The organism is Rhodovulum iodosum (genome assembly GCF_041020385.1).
Taxonomy (GTDB): Bacteria; Pseudomonadota; Alphaproteobacteria; order Rhodobacterales; family Rhodobacteraceae; genus Rhodovulum; species Rhodovulum iodosum.
The window spans coordinates 346,797-363,608 of sequence record NZ_JBEHHI010000002.1 but is presented as its reverse complement, the minus strand read 5'-3'; the positions used below and the strand labels follow the sequence as shown (position 1 = coordinate 363,608).

Here is a 16,812-nt window from a genome sequence, read left to right as displayed (position 1 = left end):
ATGAAAGACGTACCCATCGGCGGGCTGACCGTCGGCAACGATCGCCCGCTCACCGTCATCGCCGGGCCCTGCCAGCTGGAAAGCGCAGAGCACGCGCTGACCATCGCGCGCGCGATGAAATCCGCCTGCGACGCGGCCGGCGCCGGCTATGTCTTCAAGGCCAGCTTCGACAAGGCCAACCGCACCTCGCTCTCGGGCAAGCGCGGGGTCGGCATGGCCGCCGGGCTGGAGATGCTGGACAGGGTGAAATCCGAGCTTGGCGTGCCGGTACTGACCGACATCCACGAGGCCGCCCAATGCGCGCCCGTGGCCGAAGTGGCCGATATCCTGCAGATCCCCGCCTTCCTGTGCCGACAGACCGACCTGTTGCTGGCCGCAGGCGCCACCAAGGCCGCGGTGAACGTGAAGAAGGGCCAGTTCCTCGCGCCGTGGGACATGGACAACGTGGTAGCCAAGCTGGAAACGACCGGCAATGCCCGGATCCTGCTGACCGAGCGCGGCACCTCGTTCGGCTACAACACCCTTGTGGCCGACATGCGCGCCCTGCCCCGGATGATGCAGACCGGCTGGCCGGTGGTGATGGACGCCACCCATTCGGTGCAGCAGCCCGGCGGCCAGGGCGGCGCCAGCGGCGGCCAGCGCGAATTCGCCCCGGTGATGGCGCGCGCCGCGGTCAGCCTCGGCATCGCCGCGGTCTTCATCGAAACCCACGAAGCGCCGGACACCGCCCCCTCGGACGGGCCCAACATGGTGCCGCTCGACCGGATGCCCGCCCTCGTGGCCTCGCTCATGGCCTTCGACCGGCTCGCCAAGACCGACCCGATCCGGCTGTGACAAGGCGCCCCCGCGGCACGCCTTTTTTTGCCATTTCGGTCTTGAAGCGCCGCGCCCGTCAGCGTATTTAGCTCGCCACCGTTGGGGTGTAGCCAAGTGGTAAGGCAGCGGTTTTTGGTACCGTGTATCGTAGGTTCGAATCCTACCACCCCAGCCATTTTTTCACTTATAAGATGTCGAAAACTGCAGGCGCCGCGCGCGGACTGCGGCATGCCGGACGTGATCCGCGGCACCGCCGACGCGCGTCTCGATGGATGTGGGAACGACGAAACTTGCTTCCGAATGACGCGGCGCGCCTTGGCTAAACCGGTCGTCTTCGAGTACCTCTCCGGCAGTCCGGGCGCATCCGGTCGCGGCTCGATTCCGATTAGGGCGCGCGGCATGGCCGGCGCGAGTACAGTGCGTGGGGGCGCCACCGCACGCCGGGACCGATAGGGGAACACGTGGCCAGGCTCATCGCGGACGCCCATGCACATGAGATCGACAAGGTCGCCGCAACGCTTCGGACGGACCTGCGATCGGGGCTCGCCCAGGCCGAGGCGGCTGCCCGTCTGCGCAAGCTCGGCCCGAACAAGCTGCGGCAGCAGCGCAAGAAGGGTCTGCTCACGATCCTGCTGCACCAGTTCGAGAGCTTCATCGTCTGGCTGTTGGCCGCGGCGGCCGCGATGTCGTTTTTCCTCGGGGATACGGTCGAGGGGCTGGCCATCGTCGTCGTCCTTCTGATCAACGGCGCGATCGGTTTTTCCACCGAGTTGCGCGCCGCGCGCTCGATGGAAGCGCTGTTGAAGATCGCCGAGGTGCGCACCCGCGTGCGCCGCGGCGACGCCGAGCGGATGGTCGACGCCCGCGAGTTGGTGCCGGGCGACATCGTGGTGCTGGAGGCGGGCGATGTGGTGACCGTCGATCTGCGGCTCACGCAAGCCTCGAATCTGCACTGCGACGAGTCGGTTCTCACCGGCGAGTCCGCGCCGGTGCCCAAGGGCTGCGCGCCCGGTCCCGCGGATGCTGCGCTCGGCGACCGCCCGGCGATGGCCTACAAGGGCACCGCGATCACCCGGGGCGCGGGCGAGGGCGTCGTCGTGGCCACCGGCATGGACAGCGAACTGGGCCGGATCAGCGACCTCGCACAAAGCGCCGAGGGCGCGGCCGCGCCGCTGGAACGCCGGCTCGACCGGCTGGGCCACAGGCTGGTCTGGCTGACGCTTGCGCTGGCGGCGGCGACCATGGCGCTGGGCGTGCTGCGCGGCCACGATTGGGCCGACATGTTCCAGACCGGCGTCGCGCTGGCGGTGGCGGCGGTGCCAGAGGGCCTGCCGGTCGTGGCGACGCTGAGCCTGGCGCGCGGCATGTGGCGCATGGCGCGGCGCAACGCATTGATCACCCGGCTGTCCTCGGTCGAGACGCTGGGGGCGACGACGCTGATCCTCACCGACAAGACCGGCACCCTGACCGAGAACCGCATGACAGCGGTGCGCTACCTGCTGGCCGGGGCGGATGTCGAGGCCACGCGCGACGACGGCAGGCTGCGGTTTACCGCCGATGGCACCGCCCCGACGCCGGACTCCGACGCGCGCCTGGCCTGGGCGCTGCGGATCGGGGCGCTGTGCAACAACGCGGCCCTCGGCGACGGGCCCCAGGCAGCGCCGGCCGGCGACCCGATGGAGGTTGCACTGCTGTCCGCCGCCGACGACGCCGGGATGTCGCGCGCGCGGCTGCTCGAACGTTGTGCCGAGGTGCGCGAGCATGCCTTCGACCCCGACCGCCAGATGATGGCGACGGTCCACGCCGCCGGCGAGGATCACGTCTATGCCGTGAAGGGCGCGCCCGAATCCGTGATCCCGCTTTGCCGGACCGAACTCGGCCCCGAGGGTCCACGCCCGCTGGGCGATGCGGGACGGGCCGACTGGGCGGCCCGCAATGCCGGGGCTGCAAAAGAGGGGTTGCGGCTGCTGGCGCTGGCATTCAAACGGGCACCGGGCGACGAGGACGACCCCTATGACGGCCTGACGCTTGTCGGCCTCGTCTGCCTGCTCGACCCGCTTCGCGGCACGGTGCGCGAGGCCATCGACGCCTGCCGGTCCGCCGGGGTCCGGGTGATCATGCTGACCGGCGACCACGCCGACACGGCGCAAACCATCGCACGCCATGCCGGGCTGGGCGACGGGGCGCTGAGGGTGATCGAGGGGCGAGAGCTGCGCGGCCTCGACCCCGCGGCGCCGGACGACGCGACCCGCGACCGCATCCTCGCTGCCGACGTTTTCGCCCGCGTCGACCCCGAGACCAAGCTGTCGCTGGTCAGGATCTACCAGGACGCGGGCCACGTTGTGGCGATGACCGGGGACGGCGTGAACGACGCGCCCGCCCTGAAAAAGGCCGATATCGGCATCGCCATGGGCCAGCGCGGCACGCAGGTCGCGCGCGAGGCCGCCGACATGGTGCTGAAGGACGACGCCTTCGGCACGATCATCGTGGCGATGCGCCAGGGCCGGGTGATCTTCGGCAATATCCGGGCCTTCGTGGTCTACCTGATGTCGTGCAACCTCAGCGAGGTCCTGGTGGTCGCGCTGGCGGTGGGCGCCGGCTTGCCCGCGCCGCTCCTGCCGCTTCAGATCCTCTTCCTGAACCTTGTCACCGACGTGTTCCCGGCCTTTGCCCTGGGACTGGGCCGCGGCGACGGAAAGATCATGCGCGCACCGCCGCGTGACCCGGAAGAGCAGATTGTCGACCGCCCGCGCTGGGTGCTGATCGGGGTACTTGGCGTGGCGATCACGCTGGCGACGCTGGGCGCCTTCGGCATCGCGCTGTTCGGCCTCGGCCTCGATGCAGGGCGGGCCGTGACGGTGGCCTTTCTGACGCTCGGGCTGGCGCAGCTTTGGAACGTCTTCAACATGCGCAGCCCAGCGGCCGATCCGATCCGGAACGACGTCACGGCCAACGCCTATGTCTGGGGCGCGCTGGCGTTTTGCCTGGGCCTGATCGCGCTTGCGCTGGTCTTGCCGGGCCTGTCGGCCCTGCTGTCGCTGCCGGCGCCGGGCGGCGCCGGACTGGGCGTGGCAATCGGCATGAGTTTCCTGCCCCTTGTCATGGGCCAGGTCTTTCTTGCCTGGACGAAGCGGTGAGAACATGCACGCCGGATTGATTCACGTCAACGACGCGGCGGCGGCCAGCATGTCCACTGCAAGTGAGCTGTCTGAGCGGGAGGTCAAACATGCTCATGCTCACAAGTCCCGACTTCAACCCCGGTGAGACGATCCCGGGTCGTTTCACCTGCGACGGTCAGAACGTTTCACCCGCTTTGCGCTGGACCGGCGTGCCCGAGGGCACGCGCGAGTTGCTGGTGGTCTGCACCGACCCCGACGCGCCGGGCGGCGTGTTCCACCACTGGGCGGCCTACGCGATCCCACCGGGCTGGCAATTCCTGCACGCCGGCTTCGGCCCCGAAACGCTGGAGCCGGGGTTTCGCCAGGCGCTGAACGATTTTGGTAAGCCGGGCTACGCCGGCCCCTGCCCGCCCAAGGGCGACGCCCCGCATTCCTACCATTTCCGGCTCAGCGCCCTGAGCGAGCATATCGTCTCGGCCGCACCCGGGGCCACCTGCCCGGAGGTCATCCGGCTGGCCGCGCCGAACGTGATCGAGTTTACCGAGATCGTGGGGCTTTACGGCCGCACCTGACCGCGCCGCAGACGCGCGAAAAGACAAAAAGAGGAGAAGGACCATGCAAGTCCCGCTGGAGCTGTCATTCACCGGCATCGACACGAGCGATTCGATCAAGGCGCTGGTTCAAGAAAAGGTCGATCACCTGGAAACCCTTTTCGACCGGATCACCAGTTGCCATGTCTACATCCGCGCGCCGCACCGCAGCCAGCGACAGGGCAACCTCTACGAGATCACCGTCGAGGTGCGGGTGCCCGGAGACGAATTGGTGGTGCACCATCGCCAGAACGACGCCGCCGCGCACCAACATCTGCCGGTGGCGGTGCGCCATGCCTTCGCCGCGATGGAACGAGAGGTGAAGCGCTGGAAGGACAAGGCCGGCGGCGACGTGAAGGTTCACGATGGGCCGCTGCAGGGCCGGATCGTCGAGATCCGCCATGACGAGGGCTTCGGACGCATCGCCGCGAATGACGGCCGGCTGGTCTATTTCCACCGCAACAGCGTGGTCGACGGGCGTTTCGAGGACCTCGCGCCGCGCGACACGGTAGATCTCGTGGTCCAGAGCGAGGAAAGCGAGATCGGTCCGCAGGCCAGCACGGTGCGCCCCGTCGGGGCGCTGAAATACGACCCGGAGGCGCGCTGAGGCCGCCGGCCCGGCCGGCGCGGCGCAAGGCCGTACCCGCTCGCGGCCGCGGAAATGAACCCTTGCGGGCCTGCCTGCGCGGCACGATCATCGAGACGGGTCAAGCGAGGGGCCGCCCATGACGGACGTCCAATGGACCGCATCGCCCGAGCCGGCAGAGGGGCCGACCGGCCGCATCACCGCCATCCGCGGCGCCGTGGTCGAGGTACGCTTTTCCGGCCCCGCCCCCGCAATCAACACGCGCCTGCTGGCCGGCCCCGAAGGCCGCTCGGTGATCGAAGTCGCCGACCTGATCGACGGCCACACCGCGCAGGGGCTGCTGCTGAACCCCGGCGCGCGGGTCGCCCTCGGCATGGCGGTGACCGACACGGGCGGGCCCTTGACCGCGCCTGTAGGTGCGGGCGTGCTGGGCCGGATGATCGACGTGTTCGGCGCGCCGCTCGACGGCAAGGGGCCGCTGAAGGACGTCGATTACCTGCCGATCCACCGCCCGCCCGTGCCCCTCACCCGCCGCCGGCCGGGCGGCGAGATCTTCCAGACCGGGATCAAGGCGATAGACCTGCTCTCCCCAATCGAACGCGGCGGCAAGGCCGGGCTCTTCGGCGGCGCCGGCGTGGGCAAGACCGTGCTGATCACCGAGATCATCCACAACATGGTGGCCGAATACGAGGGCGTGAGCCTGTTCTGCGGCATCGGCGAGCGGAGCCGCGAGGCCGAGGAGCTGTACCGCGAGATGCAGGCGACAGGCGTGCTGGAGGGGGCGGTGCTGGTCTTCGGCCAGATGAACGAAAGCCCCGGCGCGCGCTTTCGCGTCGCCCACACCGCGCTGACCATCGCAGAGCATTTCCGCGACGCACAGAACCGCGATGTGATGGTGCTGATCGACAACATCTTCCGCTTTGTCCAGGCGGGGGCAGAAGTGTCCGGGCTGCTCGGTCGCATCCCCTCGCGCGTGGGCTACCAGCCGACGCTGGCCTCCGAACTCGGCGCGCTGGAGGAACGCATCTGCAATACCGACGCCGGCGCGATTACCTCGATCCAGGCGGTTTACGTGCCCGCGGACGATTTCACCGACCCCGCGGCGACGCATGTCTTCTCGCACCTCTCGGCCTCGGTCGCGCTGTCGCGCAAACGGGCGAGCGAGGGCCTGTACCCGGCCATCGACCCGCTGAAATCGGCCTCGAAGATGCTGACGCCCGGCACCGTGTCCGACCGGCACTATCGCATCGCGCGCGAGGTGCGCCGGGTGTTGGCGGAATACGAGGCGCTCTCGGACATCATTGCGATGCTGGGCCTGGAAGAGCTGTCCGAGGCGGACCGCGCCACCGTCGCGCGGGCCCGGCGGCTGGAACGGTTTCTGACCCAGCCCTTCTTCACCACCGAGCAGTTCACCGGCCTCGGCGGTCGCTTCGTCCCGCTGGAAGAGACCCTGACCGGGTGCGCGCGTATCCTGTCGGGCGAAATGTCGGGCCTGCCCGAAAGCGCGTTCTACATGGTGGGCGCCATCGACGAAGTCGGCAAAAGGACAGAGGCGGCATGAGGCTGACAGTTCTCACCCCCGATGAGAGGATGTTCGACGCCCCGGTTGCCAAGGTGCTGGCCGAGGCCACGAACGGCGCTTTCGCCCTCCTGCCCCGCCATATCGACATGACCGCCCCGCTGCAGCCCGGCGTGCTGAGCTATGTGACCGCCGAGGGCGAAACCGGCCATTTCGGCATCGACGAGGGCATCCTCGTGAAATGCGGCGCAGATGTTTCGGTCGCCGTGCGCCGGGCGGTGCGCGGCCGCGACATGGCCGAGATCCGCCGCCGCGTCGCGCACGAGTTCGTGGCCGTCGACGAGCAGGAGAAGGTGGCGCGCAGCGCACTGGCAAGGCTCGAAGCCGGGGTCGTCCGGCGCATGCTCGAACTGGAGCGGCAGAGATGAGCGACCAAAACGGGGACAAGGCCGCGGCCATCGCGCGCAAGGCCGCGCGAAAAGAGGCCGCCGAAAAGCGCGGCGAGGGGCGCGGGGTGTGGTTCGGCCTGGGCATGTTCGGGCTGGTGGGCTGGGCCGTGGCGGTGCCGACGCTTCTGGGCATTGCGCTGGGCGTCTGGCTGGACCGCGTCGCGCCGGCGGGATTTTCCTGGACCCTCGCGCTGCTGCTGGGCGGGGTCGCGCTGGGATGCCTCAACGCCTGGTGGTGGGTCAGCAAGGAGAGCCGCGGCGATGACTGAAGGATGGGGCCTTGTTGCGGCGCTGGCGCTTTCCCTCGCGTTGGGGGCGGCGTTCGGCGCGCTTTACCTATGGCTCGTGTGGCGCGCGGCGCGCGGGCTGACCGGCGCCGAGGGCGGCGCCGGGCGGCTGGTGCTGGGATACGCCGCTCGGATGGCGCTGGTGCTGGGGGCGCTGGCGCTGGCGCTCCGGGCCGGGGCGGGCGCGCCGCACCTGCTGGCGGGGGTCTTCGGGTTCACCCTTCTGCGGCAGGCGGTGCTGCGGGGAACGGCGCGAAAGGAATAACCCATGGAGATCAGCCCCGACGCCTGGATCATGTTCCATATCGGCCCCGTGCCGATCAACGCCACCATCGTTTTCACCTGGGGCGTGATGGCGTTGCTTACCCTCGCGGGGCTGCTGGTCCGCCTGCGGCTGTCGGCCAGCGGCGAACTGACGCGCGCCCAGAATTTCTGGGAGGCCGTCGTCGAGACGATCAGCGACCAGATCCGCCAGGTCAGCGGGCAGGAGTCGGGCCGGTACCTGCCCTTTGTCGGCACGATCTTCCTGTTCATCGCGGTCTGCAACGTGCTGGCCGTCGTGCCCGGTTTTCGCCCGCCCACCGGGTCACTGTCGACCACGACGGCGCTGGCGCTGTGCGTGCTGATCGCCGTGCCGCTCTTCGGGCTGGCCGAGCGCGGCGTGCTGGGCTACCTGGGAAGCTATGCCCGCCCGTCCCCGCTGATGGTGCCGTTCAACGTGATCGGGGAAATTTCGCGCACCATCGCGCTGGCGATCCGGCTTTACGGCAACGTGATGAGCGGCACCGTGATCGCGGGTATCCTGATCTCGATCGCGCCGTTCTTCTTCCCCGTGCTGATGCAGCTTCTGGGTCTGCTGACGGGGGTGATCCAGGCCTATATCTTTGCCATCCTCGCGATGGTCTACATCGCCTCGGCCACGCAGGCAGCGCCCGGGGCGGACACGTCGAAAGGAAACTGACATGGTGGACGCGACCCTGATCGGGCTGATCTCGATTTTCACCGCGGGGCTGACCATCGCCATCGGCTCCATCGGGCCGGCGCTCGGCGAGGCGCGGGCGGCGGCGCAGGCGCTGGCCTCGATCGCGCAGCAGCCCGACGAGGCGAACACCATCACCCGGACACTCTTCGTCAGCCTTGCGATGATCGAATCCACCGCGATCTACTGTTTCGTGGTGGCCATGATCCTGATCTTCGCCAACCCGTTCTGGGACGCCGCCATGCAGGCGGGGGCCGCCGGCGGGGGCTGAGCGCCATGCAGATCGACTGGATCACCGTCGCGGCGCAGATCGCCAACTTCCTGGTCCTGGTCTGGATCCTTCAGCGGCTGCTCTACCGCCCGGTGACGCGCGCCATGGCCCGGCGCAAGGCGGCGATCCGAGACCGGTTCGCCGAGGCCGAGCGGCGCGAGGCAGAGGCGGCGCAGCAGGCCGAACGCCTGCGGGCCGAACAGCAGGCGCTGCAGGACCGGCGCGACGCGTTTCTGCGAGAGGCCCAGCAAGACGCCCATGCCCTGCGCCAGCGGCTGGAGGCAGAGGCCCGCGACGCGGTGGCCGAGCGGCGGCAAGCCTGGGAAGACCAGCTCGACCGCGAACAGAGCGCCTTCCTCGACACGTTCAGCCGCGACGCCGCCGATCACGTCACGCGCCTGGCCCGGCGGGTGCTCAGCGATCTGGCCGGCGCGCGGCTGGAAGAGGCGATCGCCGACAGTTTCATCGCGCGGCTGCACGGGCTGCCGGAAAAGACGCGCGACGCGCTGCGCGCCGAGGCGCGGGCGGCGGACGGCGCGATGCGCGTGACCAGCGCCTTCGACCCGCCCGGCGCGATGCGCGCCCGCCTGAGCGAGGCGCTTCGCGCGACACTCCACCAGGACGCGCAGGTGGCATTCGTCCACGATCCCGGCCTGATCTGCGGGATACGGCTGAAGATCCGCGGTCAGACCCTGCAATGGAGCGTGGACGCCTATCTCGACGACCTGAACGACGCGCTCGCGGCGACGTTGCAGCGCGACGGCCCGGCCGAGGCGGCCGAATAGCCATGGGTGTGCTGGACAGGCTCGGCCGCGATGTGATGGACAGCCTCGACGCGGGGCTCGACGCGCACCGGCCCGCCCTTCGCAACGAGCAGATCGGCACCGTCACGCGGGTCGGTGCGGGCATTGCCGAGGTCGAAGGCTTCACCGAGCTTGACGCGGACGAGTTGATCGCCTTTCCCGGCGGGTTGATGGGCGCGGCTTCGGACATCGACGAGGACCGCACCGGCGTGATCCTGTTCGGCCCGGCCGAAACGCTGGCGGTCGGGGCCGAGGCGCGGCGCACGCGCCGGGTGATCGACGTGCCGGTGGGCCGGGCGATGCTGGGCCGGGTGGTCGACGGGCTGGGCCGCCCGCTGGACGATCGCGGCCCGGTCCGCGCCGCGACCCGCTGGCCGGTCGAGCGGCCTGCCCCGGCCATCCTGGACCGCGCACCGGTCGAGGTGCCGCTGGAGACCGGAATAAAGGCCGTCGACGCGGCCATTCCGGTCGGGCGCGGCCAGCGCGAACTGATCATCGGCGACCGGCAGACCGGCAAGACCGCCATCGCGGTCAGCGCGCTTCTCAACCACCAGGCGGGGCGCCCGGGCGGCGAGGGTCCGGCGGCCAGGCCGGGCCTGTGCGTCTATTGCGCGGTGGGGCAGCGGGCCTCGGCCGTGGCGCGCGTGATCGACCGGCTGCGCGGCGAGGGCGCGCTGGAACGCACCGTGGTCGTGGTCGCCGGCAGCGAGGACGCGCCGGGGCTGCAATTCGTGGCGCCCTATGCCGCGACCGCCATCGCCGAATGGTTCATGGCTCGTGGCGAGGACGTGCTGGTCGTCTATGACGATCTGACCCGCCATGCCCGCGCCTACCGCGAACTGTCGCTGCTCTTGCGCCGGCCGCCGGGGCGCGAGGCGTATCCGGGCGATATCTTCTACATCCATTCGCGCCTTCTGGAACGCGCCACGCATCTGCGGCCGGGCAAGGGCGGCGGCTCGCTGACCGCGCTGCCGATCATCGAGACCCAGGCGCAGAACATTTCGGCCTATATCCCGACCAACCTGATCTCGATCACCGACGGGCAGATCTACCTTTCGCCCGACCTGTTCGAGAAGGGGCAGTTGCCGGCCATCGACCTTGGCCGCTCGGTCAGTCGCGTGGGGGCCAAGGCGCAACTGCCCGCCTACCGCTCCGTGGCGGGTGATCTGCGCCTGTCCTTTGCCCAGTTCGAAGAGCTGGAGGTGTTCTCGCGCTTCGGCACGCGGCTGGACGAGGACACCAGGCTCAAGCTCGCCCGAGGCCGCCGCGTGCGCGAGGCGCTGAAACAGCGAGAAGACGCGCGGCCCGCCCCGGCCGACCAGATCGCCGTTCTGCTGGCCGCCACGCACGGCCTCATGGACGAGGTGCCGCTCGATCGCGTGGCAGAGGCCGAACGCGCGATCACCGAGGCGATCCGCGCACGCTTAGGCATGGTGTGCAACAAGATCGAGAGCGGCGCACCCTTCGACGAGGCTGAGCGCGAGGCCCTGATCACCACGCTGCGTTCGACGCTCGCCCGGCTGGAAACGGAGGCTGCCGATGGAGACGCTTGAGGTGCTCGGCCGCCGGATCTCGACGACGCGCGACCTGCAATCCATCGTGCGCACGATGAAGACCCTCTCGGCGGTCACCATCCGGCGCAGCGAACGCGCCGCTCAGGCGGTGCGCGCCTATGACGAGTCCATCGACCGCGGCCTGCAGATCGTCCTGCGCGACGCGCAGGTGGCCGCGTCCGCCATCGCCGCCTCGCAGGATGCCAGGGCGACCGGGCCAATGGGCCTGATCGTCCTGGGCTCGGACCACGGGCTGTGCGGGCGCTTCAACGACGTGGCCGTCGCCGCGGCGCTGGACGACATCGCCGCCAACGGGCGCGGCGACGTGCGCGTGGCCGCGGTTGGGGCGCGCGCGGCCGACCTGCTGACCGGCGCCGGCCACGCGCCGGCGGTGGTCTACGGCACCCCCGGTTCGGTGGCGGGGCTGCGCGCCACCACCGGGGCGCTGCTGGCCCTGGCCGACACCTGGCGCAGCGAGATGGGCATCGCCCGGCTGCGCATCGCCCACGCGGTGCAGACCGCCGAGGCCCCGGCGCGCCCTGTTGCGATGCCGCTGCTGCCCGTGTCGCCCGCCTATCTGCGGCACCAGGCCAGCCGCCCCTGGCCGTCGCGTCGCCTGCCCACCTATACCGAGGCACGCGAGGTGATGCTGGCCCGCCTGATCCGCGAGCATGTCTTCGTGCGCATCTACCGCGCGCTGGCCGAGGCGCAGACCTCGGAACACGCCTCGCGGCTGGCGGCCATGCAATCCGCCGAGCGCGGCATCCGCGATCACCTGGCCGAGATGGACGCGGCCTTCCGCCAGCGCCGGCAGGAACAGATCACGACCGAAATGCTGGACGTGGTGGCCGGGGCCGCCGCGCTGGCGCGCCGATGAATGGGGCATGGCCGATCGCGACCGGCGAACAGCATGAGCGCACCGTTTCCCGACTGCCGGACCGCCACGGCCGGACCTTTGCCGCCGAGTTGGGCCCGGCCGTCGCCCACCCGATGCGGCCGGCGGCGTTCGCGGAGCCTGCGCCGGGCTGCTGATGCCGGGGCGGCGCGACGTATTCCGGGTCTGGCCCCGGGCAGTGCTTTCGGAAGGTTGCGACGACCTGCCTGGCCCGGTCGAGACTGCCGACAAGAGCTCTTGTCGCCCTGCCCCGGTCCTTCAGCCGCCGACCGGAGCGAAGGTATCCGCGTAGGCCTCGCGCAAGAGGTTCTTTTGCACCTTCGCCATCGTGTTTCGCGGCAATTCGTCGACGACGATCAGCTTGCGCGGATGCTTGAACCGCGCCAGCGAGGCCGCCACCGCCTCGGAAATCGCGTCGAGGTCGGGCATCTCGCCGGGTTTGGGCACGATGATGCCCAGCACCGTTTCCCCGAAATCGGGATGCGGCACGCCGATCACCGCGCTCTCCAGCACGCCGGGCTGCTCGTCCAGCACGATCTCGACCTCCTTGGGGTAGATGTTGTAGCCGCCGGAAATGATCAGGTCCTTGTTACGGCCGACGATGTGGACATAGCCCTCTTCATCGATGCGGCCGAGATCGCCGGTGATGAAGAACCCGTCGTCGCGCAGCTCTTCGCGGGTCTTTTCGGGCATCTGCCAGTAACCCTTGAAGACATTGTCGCCGCGCACCTCGATCTGGCCGACCTCGCCCGGAGCCACGGTTTCGCCCGTCGCCGGATCGGTGATTTTCAGCTCCACCCCCGGCAGCGGGAAGCCCACGGTGCCCGCGCGGCGCTCTCCGTCATAGGGGTTTGAGGTGTTCATGTTGGTTTCGGTCATGCCGTAGCGTTCGAGGATGCGGTGGCCGGTGCGCTCTTCGAACTGCCGGTGGGTTTCGGCCAGAAGCGGCGCGCTGCCCGAGATGAAAAGACGCATATGGCTGGCCAGGTCGCGGGTAAAGCGGGCGTCGTCCAGAAGGCGGGTGTAAAAGGTCGGCACCCCCATCATGGCGGTCGCCCGCGGCATCCACCCGATGATGGCGTCGAGATCGAATTTCGGCAGGAAGACCATCGCCCCGCCGGCGGCGAGCGTCACGTTGGTGGCCACGAAGAGACCATGGGTGTGAAAGATCGGCAGCGCGTGCAGCAGCACGTCGTCGGCGGTGAACCGCCAGTATTCGACCAGCGTCTCGGCATTCGACAGCAGGTTCGTCTGGGTCAGCATGGCGCCTTTCGACCGGCCCGTCGTGCCCGAGGTGTAGAGAAGCGCCGCGAGGTCCTCCTCCGTCCGCTCCGCGGTGGCAAAGCTCGCCGGCATCCCGGCCATGTCGCCCGTCAACGAGCCCGACCCGTCGGCGTTCAGCGTCTTCAGCCCTGCGCCCAGCCGGTTGCAGACCGGGGCCAGCGCCGTCGCACCCGGCCCGTCGCAGACCACCAGCGCGGCGCCGCTGTTTTCGATGAAATAGGCCAGTTCGTCGACCGTGTAGCCTGTATTGAGCGGCAGGAACACCACGCCGGCCTGCACGCAGGCGGCGTAAAGCGCCAGCGCCTCGGGCGATTTCTGCACCTGCGCGGCCAGCCGGTCGCCGGGGCGCAGGCCGAGCCCGGTCAGCACATGCGCGAGGCGGGCCGCCATTTGCAGGAAGGCATCATGGGTGAGGACCGCGCCGTCGGGCAGGTGCAAAAACGGCGTGGGCTTGCCGGCATGCTTTCCGAAAAGGCGGTCGTAAAGCGGGTTCGCCATGGCTCGGGCTCCTTATGCGAGGGCTTTTTCGGCCGCCGCGCTCAGCGAGCGGACTTCGGACGACGCCGCGATTTCTCGTGTCGCGGCGAAACGTTCCTGGTTCTGCGAGACCTTGTTGATGTCGTAGAGATAGTTGACCATCACCCCGGCGGATTGCCGCAGACCCTTGTCGGAAATGTCGGCGCGGGCGTGGATCTGGTGCACCTGGGCCCCGTTGCCGAGATGGAACCGGGCCACCGGATCGCGCGGCAGGCCCTCGGGCTGGCGCGCCCCGATCAGGTAGCGGGCGGCGAGGGCGCGCATCGCCTCGTCATCGTTCGGGTCATAGCTGTGCGCCTCGGACTGGAGCCAGCGCAAGAGCCCCGGGATCGGCGACAGGGTGACGAAGGTCTTGAGGCCGGGAAATTCCAGCGAGAGGTCGGCGGCCACCTGCTTGATCAGCGAGTTGCCGAAGGAGATGCCGGCAAGCCCCGACTGGCAGTTGGTGATCGAGTAGAAGACGGCGGTGTTCGCATCTTCGCCCGCGATCTGCGTCCGCTCCTCGCTCAGCAGCCCCTGGACCGATCCGGGCACGCCGCGCGTCAGCGCCACCTGAACGAAGATCAGCGGCTCGTCCGGCATCGCGGGGTGGAAAAAGGCAAAACAGCGCCGGTCGGGCGGCTCCAGCCGGCGCCGCAGGTCGTCCCAGCTGTCGATGGCATGGACAGCCTCGTAGGCGATGATCTTTTCAAGGATATGGGCCGGGCTTTCCCAACTGATCGGGCGCAGCACCAGAAAGCCGCGGTTGAACCAGCTTGCAAAGAGATGACGGAAATCGAGATCGAGCGCCAAAAGCGCGTCGTCCTTCCGGCCCAGCCTGAGCAGGTCGGCGCGCATCGCCACCAGTGCCGAGGTCGCGCCGGGCACCTGGTTCAGCCGGCGGAACAGCTCTTGGCGCGGGGGCTCTGCGGCGGTCATGAAGGCGCGGTAGGTGGCCCGTGTCTGGGCGGCCTCGTAGGCGTCGAGCGCGGCGCGCACCTCGGGCGGCGAAATCGTCATCTCCTCGGCAAGGTAGCGAAAGAAGTCGAGCTTGGCCTCGTCGTCCATGTCCGCGTAGGTGTCGAGCATGGTCCGCGCCAGCGTCAGCCCCGAAATCTCGCCCGTCGCGCCGATCAGGTCGGTGGCCAGCTCCGGCATCGGCCGGGTGTCGGCCCGCCCCTGCCCGCCCGCGCGGTAGGTGCGCTGCAACAGCGTCGACAGCATGTCGGCCAAGAGCGTCACAGCCCCACCCCCATCACCGCGTTCGGCAGCCATGTCGCCAGCCCCGGAAACAGGCAGAGCAGCACGATGGCCAGCACCATGCAGGCGACGAAGGGCAGCGACCCCGTCAGGATCGTGCGCAACGAAATGTCCGGCGCGATCCCGTTGATGACGTAGAGGTTCAGGCCCACGGGCGGCGAGATCAGCCCGATCTCCATGTTGATCGTCAGCACCACGGCGAACCAGATCGGATCGAAACCGGCCGTGGTGATGATCGGCAAGAGGATCGGCGCGGCCATCAGGATCACCGCCACGGGCGGCAGGAAGAACCCTGCGATCAGCAGGAAGATATTGATCGCGCCCATCAGCACCCAGCGGTTCACGTCGAGCGTTCCGATCCATTCGGCAATCGACTGGGTGATGAAGAGCGAGGACAGCATGTAGGAAAACACGCCCGCCGCCGCGATGATGAAGAGGATCATCACCGATTCCTTGGTGCTGTCGCGCAGCACCACCCAGATCGCGCTGGGATGCCAGAGCTTGTAGATGATGATCGCGATCAGCAGGCACAACAGCGCGCCGACGGCGGCCGTCTCCGAGGGCGTGGCGACGCCGCCATACATCGCGTAGAGCACGCCCAGGATGATGATCAGAAAGGGCAGCACCCGCGGCAGGATCTGCACCTTCTCGCGCCAGGAATACTTCACGGCCGACAGCACCGCGGCATTGCCAGAGCGCCAGGTCGAATAAAGCGACCACGCCATGAACAGGATGACCAGCAGCAACCCCGGAATCACGCCGGCCAGAAACAGCCGTCCGATCGAGGTCTCGGTGGCGATGCCGTAGACGATCATCGTGACCGAGGGCGGGATCAGGATGCCCAGCGTGCCGCCCGCCGCGATCGAGCCTGCGGCCACCCCGTCGGGATAGCCGCGCTTGCGCATCTCGGGGATGCCCATCTTGCCGATGGCCGCGCAGGTGGCCGGGCTCGACCCCGACATCGCCGCGAAAAGGGCGCAGGCCCCGAGGTTGGAGATGACGAGGCCGCCGGGCACTCGGGTCAGCCAGCGTTCCAGCGCCTCGTAGAGGTCGGCCCCCGCGCGCGTCGAGGCGATGGCCGCCCCCATGATGATGAACATCGGGATCGAGAGCAGCGCGAAATTGTCGAGCTTGCCGAAGAAGATCTCCGGCATCAGCTCCAGCGAGCGCATCCCGTCGAAGACGATCAGAAAACCGGCCGAGACGATCAGCAGGCCGATGGCGACCGACACGCCGGAAAACAGCACCAGGATCGTGGCGAGGGCGACGAAGCCGCCAAGGACAAGCGGATCCATTACTTCTCCTCCAGACCGAAGGGCCTGTCGACCCCGAGAACGACGGCCACCAGGTCAGCGACAAGCTGGAGCAGCAGAAGGCCGAATCCGACCGGGAGCGCAAGGTAGGGTATCCAGAGCTTCACCCCCCAAACGGTATCGGACCGCCAGCCCCTGTCCCACGCGAAGTGCCAGAATTCGAACCCGTAATAGAACATCACGCCCACGATCAGGATCGAGACGGAAAGCGTGAGAACCGCGAGCGCGCGGCGCGCCGTGCGCCCCAGCGACAGCGGCACGAGATCGACATTCACGTGCCCGCGCAGGCGTTGAACGTAGGGCAGCCCGACCAGCGTCGCCGCGATCACGAGGTAGACGACCGCCTCGGTCTGCCAGATGGTGGAGCCGTTCAGCACGAACCGGATGAAGATCATCTGGCAGGTGATCAGCACGGCGGCCACGATCATCCCCGCGGAACACCATCCCGCCACGGTCGATATGGCAGCTACGGCGCGCAGAAAAGGGTTCTTGCCCGTAACCGCGACGGCAACGCTCTGGACCGTCATCGGGTCCTCCTTGTGGCTGGCTGGTCGTTGCGGGGCGGCGCGGGT

General features: G+C 68.9%; 17 protein-coding genes and 1 tRNA gene. 14 read left to right on the top strand and 4 right to left on the bottom strand.

The window, feature by feature from the left end; all coding sequences use genetic code 11:
• The 14 genes from kdsA to Ga0609869_RS10845 all read left to right on the top strand — a co-directional run bounded on the left by kdsA (window position 1) and on the right by Ga0609869_RS10845 (window position 11,849).
• Window positions 1-834 carry a 3-deoxy-8-phosphooctulonate synthase gene (gene kdsA, locus Ga0609869_RS10910; RefSeq protein WP_125407127.1) on the top strand — a complete coding sequence of 278 codons (834 nt, stop codon included), beginning with the start codon at window positions 1-3 and terminating at the stop codon, window positions 832-834.
• An 82-nt stretch (window positions 835-916) separates the two neighbouring features.
• A tRNA-Gln gene (locus Ga0609869_RS10905) sits at window positions 917-991 on the top strand.
• A 286-nt stretch (window positions 992-1,277) separates the two neighbouring features.
• A complete protein-coding gene (locus Ga0609869_RS10900) occupies window positions 1,278-3,953 on the top strand; it encodes a cation-translocating P-type ATPase (protein WP_211336830.1) in 2,676 nt (891 codons plus the stop codon).
• Window positions 3,954-4,042: 89 nt separating this feature from the next.
• Window positions 4,043-4,507, top strand: a complete 465-nt coding sequence (locus Ga0609869_RS10895) for a YbhB/YbcL family Raf kinase inhibitor-like protein (protein WP_125407123.1) — start codon at window positions 4,043-4,045, stop codon at window positions 4,505-4,507.
• A 43-nt stretch (window positions 4,508-4,550) separates the two neighbouring features.
• The gene (locus Ga0609869_RS10890) at window positions 4,551-5,132 is read left to right on the top strand and encodes an HPF/RaiA family ribosome-associated protein (protein WP_125407121.1); all 582 of its coding nucleotides are present in this window, start codon (window positions 4,551-4,553) and stop codon (window positions 5,130-5,132) included.
• Window positions 5,133-5,250: 118 nt separating this feature from the next.
• Window positions 5,251-6,672: a F0F1 ATP synthase subunit beta gene (atpD, locus tag Ga0609869_RS10885; protein WP_125407118.1), complete on the top strand. Its 1,422-nt coding sequence runs from the start codon at window positions 5,251-5,253 to the stop codon at window positions 6,670-6,672.
• Window positions 6,669-7,058, top strand: a complete 390-nt coding sequence (locus tag Ga0609869_RS10880; protein ID WP_125407115.1) for a F0F1 ATP synthase subunit epsilon — start codon at window positions 6,669-6,671, stop codon at window positions 7,056-7,058. The genes atpD and Ga0609869_RS10880 overlap by 4 nt, the downstream gene beginning before the upstream one ends.
• Window positions 7,055-7,348, top strand: a complete 294-nt coding sequence (locus tag Ga0609869_RS10875) for an AtpZ/AtpI family protein (RefSeq protein ID WP_125407112.1) — start codon at window positions 7,055-7,057, stop codon at window positions 7,346-7,348. The genes Ga0609869_RS10880 and Ga0609869_RS10875 overlap by 4 nt, the downstream gene beginning before the upstream one ends.
• Window positions 7,341-7,631 carry an N-ATPase subunit AtpR gene (locus tag Ga0609869_RS10870; RefSeq protein WP_125407109.1) on the top strand — a complete coding sequence of 97 codons (291 nt, stop codon included), beginning with the start codon at window positions 7,341-7,343 and terminating at the stop codon, window positions 7,629-7,631. Before Ga0609869_RS10875 ends, Ga0609869_RS10870 begins: the two co-directional genes overlap by 8 nt.
• Window positions 7,632-7,634: 3 nt before the next feature.
• Window positions 7,635-8,327, top strand: coding sequence for a F0F1 ATP synthase subunit A (locus Ga0609869_RS10865; protein ID WP_125407106.1), 693 nt, complete (start codon window positions 7,635-7,637; stop codon window positions 8,325-8,327).
• Between the two features lies 1 nt (window position 8,328).
• The gene (locus Ga0609869_RS10860; protein WP_125407103.1) at window positions 8,329-8,616 is read left to right on the top strand and encodes a F0F1 ATP synthase subunit C; all 288 of its coding nucleotides are present in this window, start codon (window positions 8,329-8,331) and stop codon (window positions 8,614-8,616) included.
• A gap of 5 nt (window positions 8,617-8,621) precedes the next feature.
• On the top strand, window positions 8,622-9,401 hold the full coding sequence (locus Ga0609869_RS10855; protein ID WP_125407101.1) for a F0F1 ATP synthase subunit delta: 780 nt from the start codon (window positions 8,622-8,624) through the stop codon (window positions 9,399-9,401).
• A gap of 2 nt (window positions 9,402-9,403) precedes the next feature.
• Window positions 9,404-10,972 carry a F0F1 ATP synthase subunit alpha gene (locus Ga0609869_RS10850; RefSeq protein WP_125407098.1) on the top strand — a complete coding sequence of 523 codons (1,569 nt, stop codon included), beginning with the start codon at window positions 9,404-9,406 and terminating at the stop codon, window positions 10,970-10,972.
• Window positions 10,959-11,849 (top strand): F0F1 ATP synthase subunit gamma, encoded by an 891-nt coding sequence (locus tag Ga0609869_RS10845; protein ID WP_125407095.1) that lies wholly within the window; start codon window positions 10,959-10,961, stop codon window positions 11,847-11,849. The genes Ga0609869_RS10850 and Ga0609869_RS10845 overlap by 14 nt, the downstream gene beginning before the upstream one ends.
• A gap of 276 nt (window positions 11,850-12,125) precedes the next feature.
• Here the strand turns inward: Ga0609869_RS10845 and Ga0609869_RS10840 are convergent, their stop codons facing one another.
• The 4 genes from Ga0609869_RS10840 to Ga0609869_RS10825 are packed head-to-tail and all read right to left on the bottom strand — an operon-like array spanning window position 12,126 to window position 16,767.
• Window positions 12,126-13,649, bottom strand: coding sequence for a malonate--CoA ligase (locus tag Ga0609869_RS10840; RefSeq protein ID WP_125407092.1), 1,524 nt, complete (start codon window positions 13,647-13,649; stop codon window positions 12,126-12,128).
• 12 nt (window positions 13,650-13,661) lie between these two features.
• On the bottom strand, window positions 13,662-14,909 hold the full coding sequence (locus tag Ga0609869_RS10835) for a malonyl-CoA decarboxylase (RefSeq protein ID WP_125407379.1): 1,248 nt from the start codon (window positions 14,907-14,909) through the stop codon (window positions 13,662-13,664).
• Entirely contained in the window at window positions 14,906-16,222 is a 1,317-nt protein-coding gene (locus Ga0609869_RS10830) for a TRAP transporter large permease (RefSeq protein WP_125407089.1), read from the bottom strand. The genes Ga0609869_RS10835 and Ga0609869_RS10830 overlap by 4 nt, the downstream gene beginning before the upstream one ends.
• Window positions 16,222-16,767: a TRAP transporter small permease gene (locus Ga0609869_RS10825; RefSeq protein WP_125407086.1), complete on the bottom strand. Its 546-nt coding sequence runs from the start codon at window positions 16,765-16,767 to the stop codon at window positions 16,222-16,224. The genes Ga0609869_RS10830 and Ga0609869_RS10825 overlap by 1 nt, the downstream gene beginning before the upstream one ends.
• Window positions 16,768-16,812 lie beyond the last annotated feature (45 nt).

What these genes read in the sequence shown, in the direction of transcription:
- kdsA (WP_125407127.1), top strand. Translation starts at nt 1, where the DNA reads ATGAAAGACGTACCCATCGGCGGGCTGACCGTCGGCAACGATCGCCCG.
- Ga0609869_RS10895 (WP_125407123.1), top strand. Translation starts at nt 4,043, where the DNA reads ATGCTCATGCTCACAAGTCCCGACTTCAACCCCGGTGAGACGATCCCG.
- Ga0609869_RS10890 (WP_125407121.1), top strand. Translation starts at nt 4,551, where the DNA reads ATGCAAGTCCCGCTGGAGCTGTCATTCACCGGCATCGACACGAGCGAT.
- atpD (WP_125407118.1), top strand. Translation starts at nt 5,251, where the DNA reads ATGACGGACGTCCAATGGACCGCATCGCCCGAGCCGGCAGAGGGGCCG.
- Ga0609869_RS10880 (WP_125407115.1), top strand. Translation starts at nt 6,669, where the DNA reads ATGAGGCTGACAGTTCTCACCCCCGATGAGAGGATGTTCGACGCCCCG.
- Ga0609869_RS10875 (WP_125407112.1), top strand. Translation starts at nt 7,055, where the DNA reads ATGAGCGACCAAAACGGGGACAAGGCCGCGGCCATCGCGCGCAAGGCC.
- Ga0609869_RS10870 (WP_125407109.1), top strand. Translation starts at nt 7,341, where the DNA reads ATGACTGAAGGATGGGGCCTTGTTGCGGCGCTGGCGCTTTCCCTCGCG.
- Ga0609869_RS10865 (WP_125407106.1), top strand. Translation starts at nt 7,635, where the DNA reads ATGGAGATCAGCCCCGACGCCTGGATCATGTTCCATATCGGCCCCGTG.
- Ga0609869_RS10860 (WP_125407103.1), top strand. Translation starts at nt 8,329, where the DNA reads ATGGTGGACGCGACCCTGATCGGGCTGATCTCGATTTTCACCGCGGGG.
- Ga0609869_RS10855 (WP_125407101.1), top strand. Translation starts at nt 8,622, where the DNA reads ATGCAGATCGACTGGATCACCGTCGCGGCGCAGATCGCCAACTTCCTG.
- Ga0609869_RS10850 (WP_125407098.1), top strand. Translation starts at nt 9,404, where the DNA reads ATGGGTGTGCTGGACAGGCTCGGCCGCGATGTGATGGACAGCCTCGAC.
- Ga0609869_RS10845 (WP_125407095.1), top strand. Translation starts at nt 10,959, where the DNA reads ATGGAGACGCTTGAGGTGCTCGGCCGCCGGATCTCGACGACGCGCGAC.
- Ga0609869_RS10840 (WP_125407092.1), bottom strand. Translation starts at nt 13,649, where the DNA reads ATGGCGAACCCGCTTTACGACCGCCTTTTCGGAAAGCATGCCGGCAAG.
- Ga0609869_RS10830 (WP_125407089.1), bottom strand. Translation starts at nt 16,222, where the DNA reads ATGGATCCGCTTGTCCTTGGCGGCTTCGTCGCCCTCGCCACGATCCTG.
- Ga0609869_RS10825 (WP_125407086.1), bottom strand. Translation starts at nt 16,767, where the DNA reads ATGACGGTCCAGAGCGTTGCCGTCGCGGTTACGGGCAAGAACCCTTTT.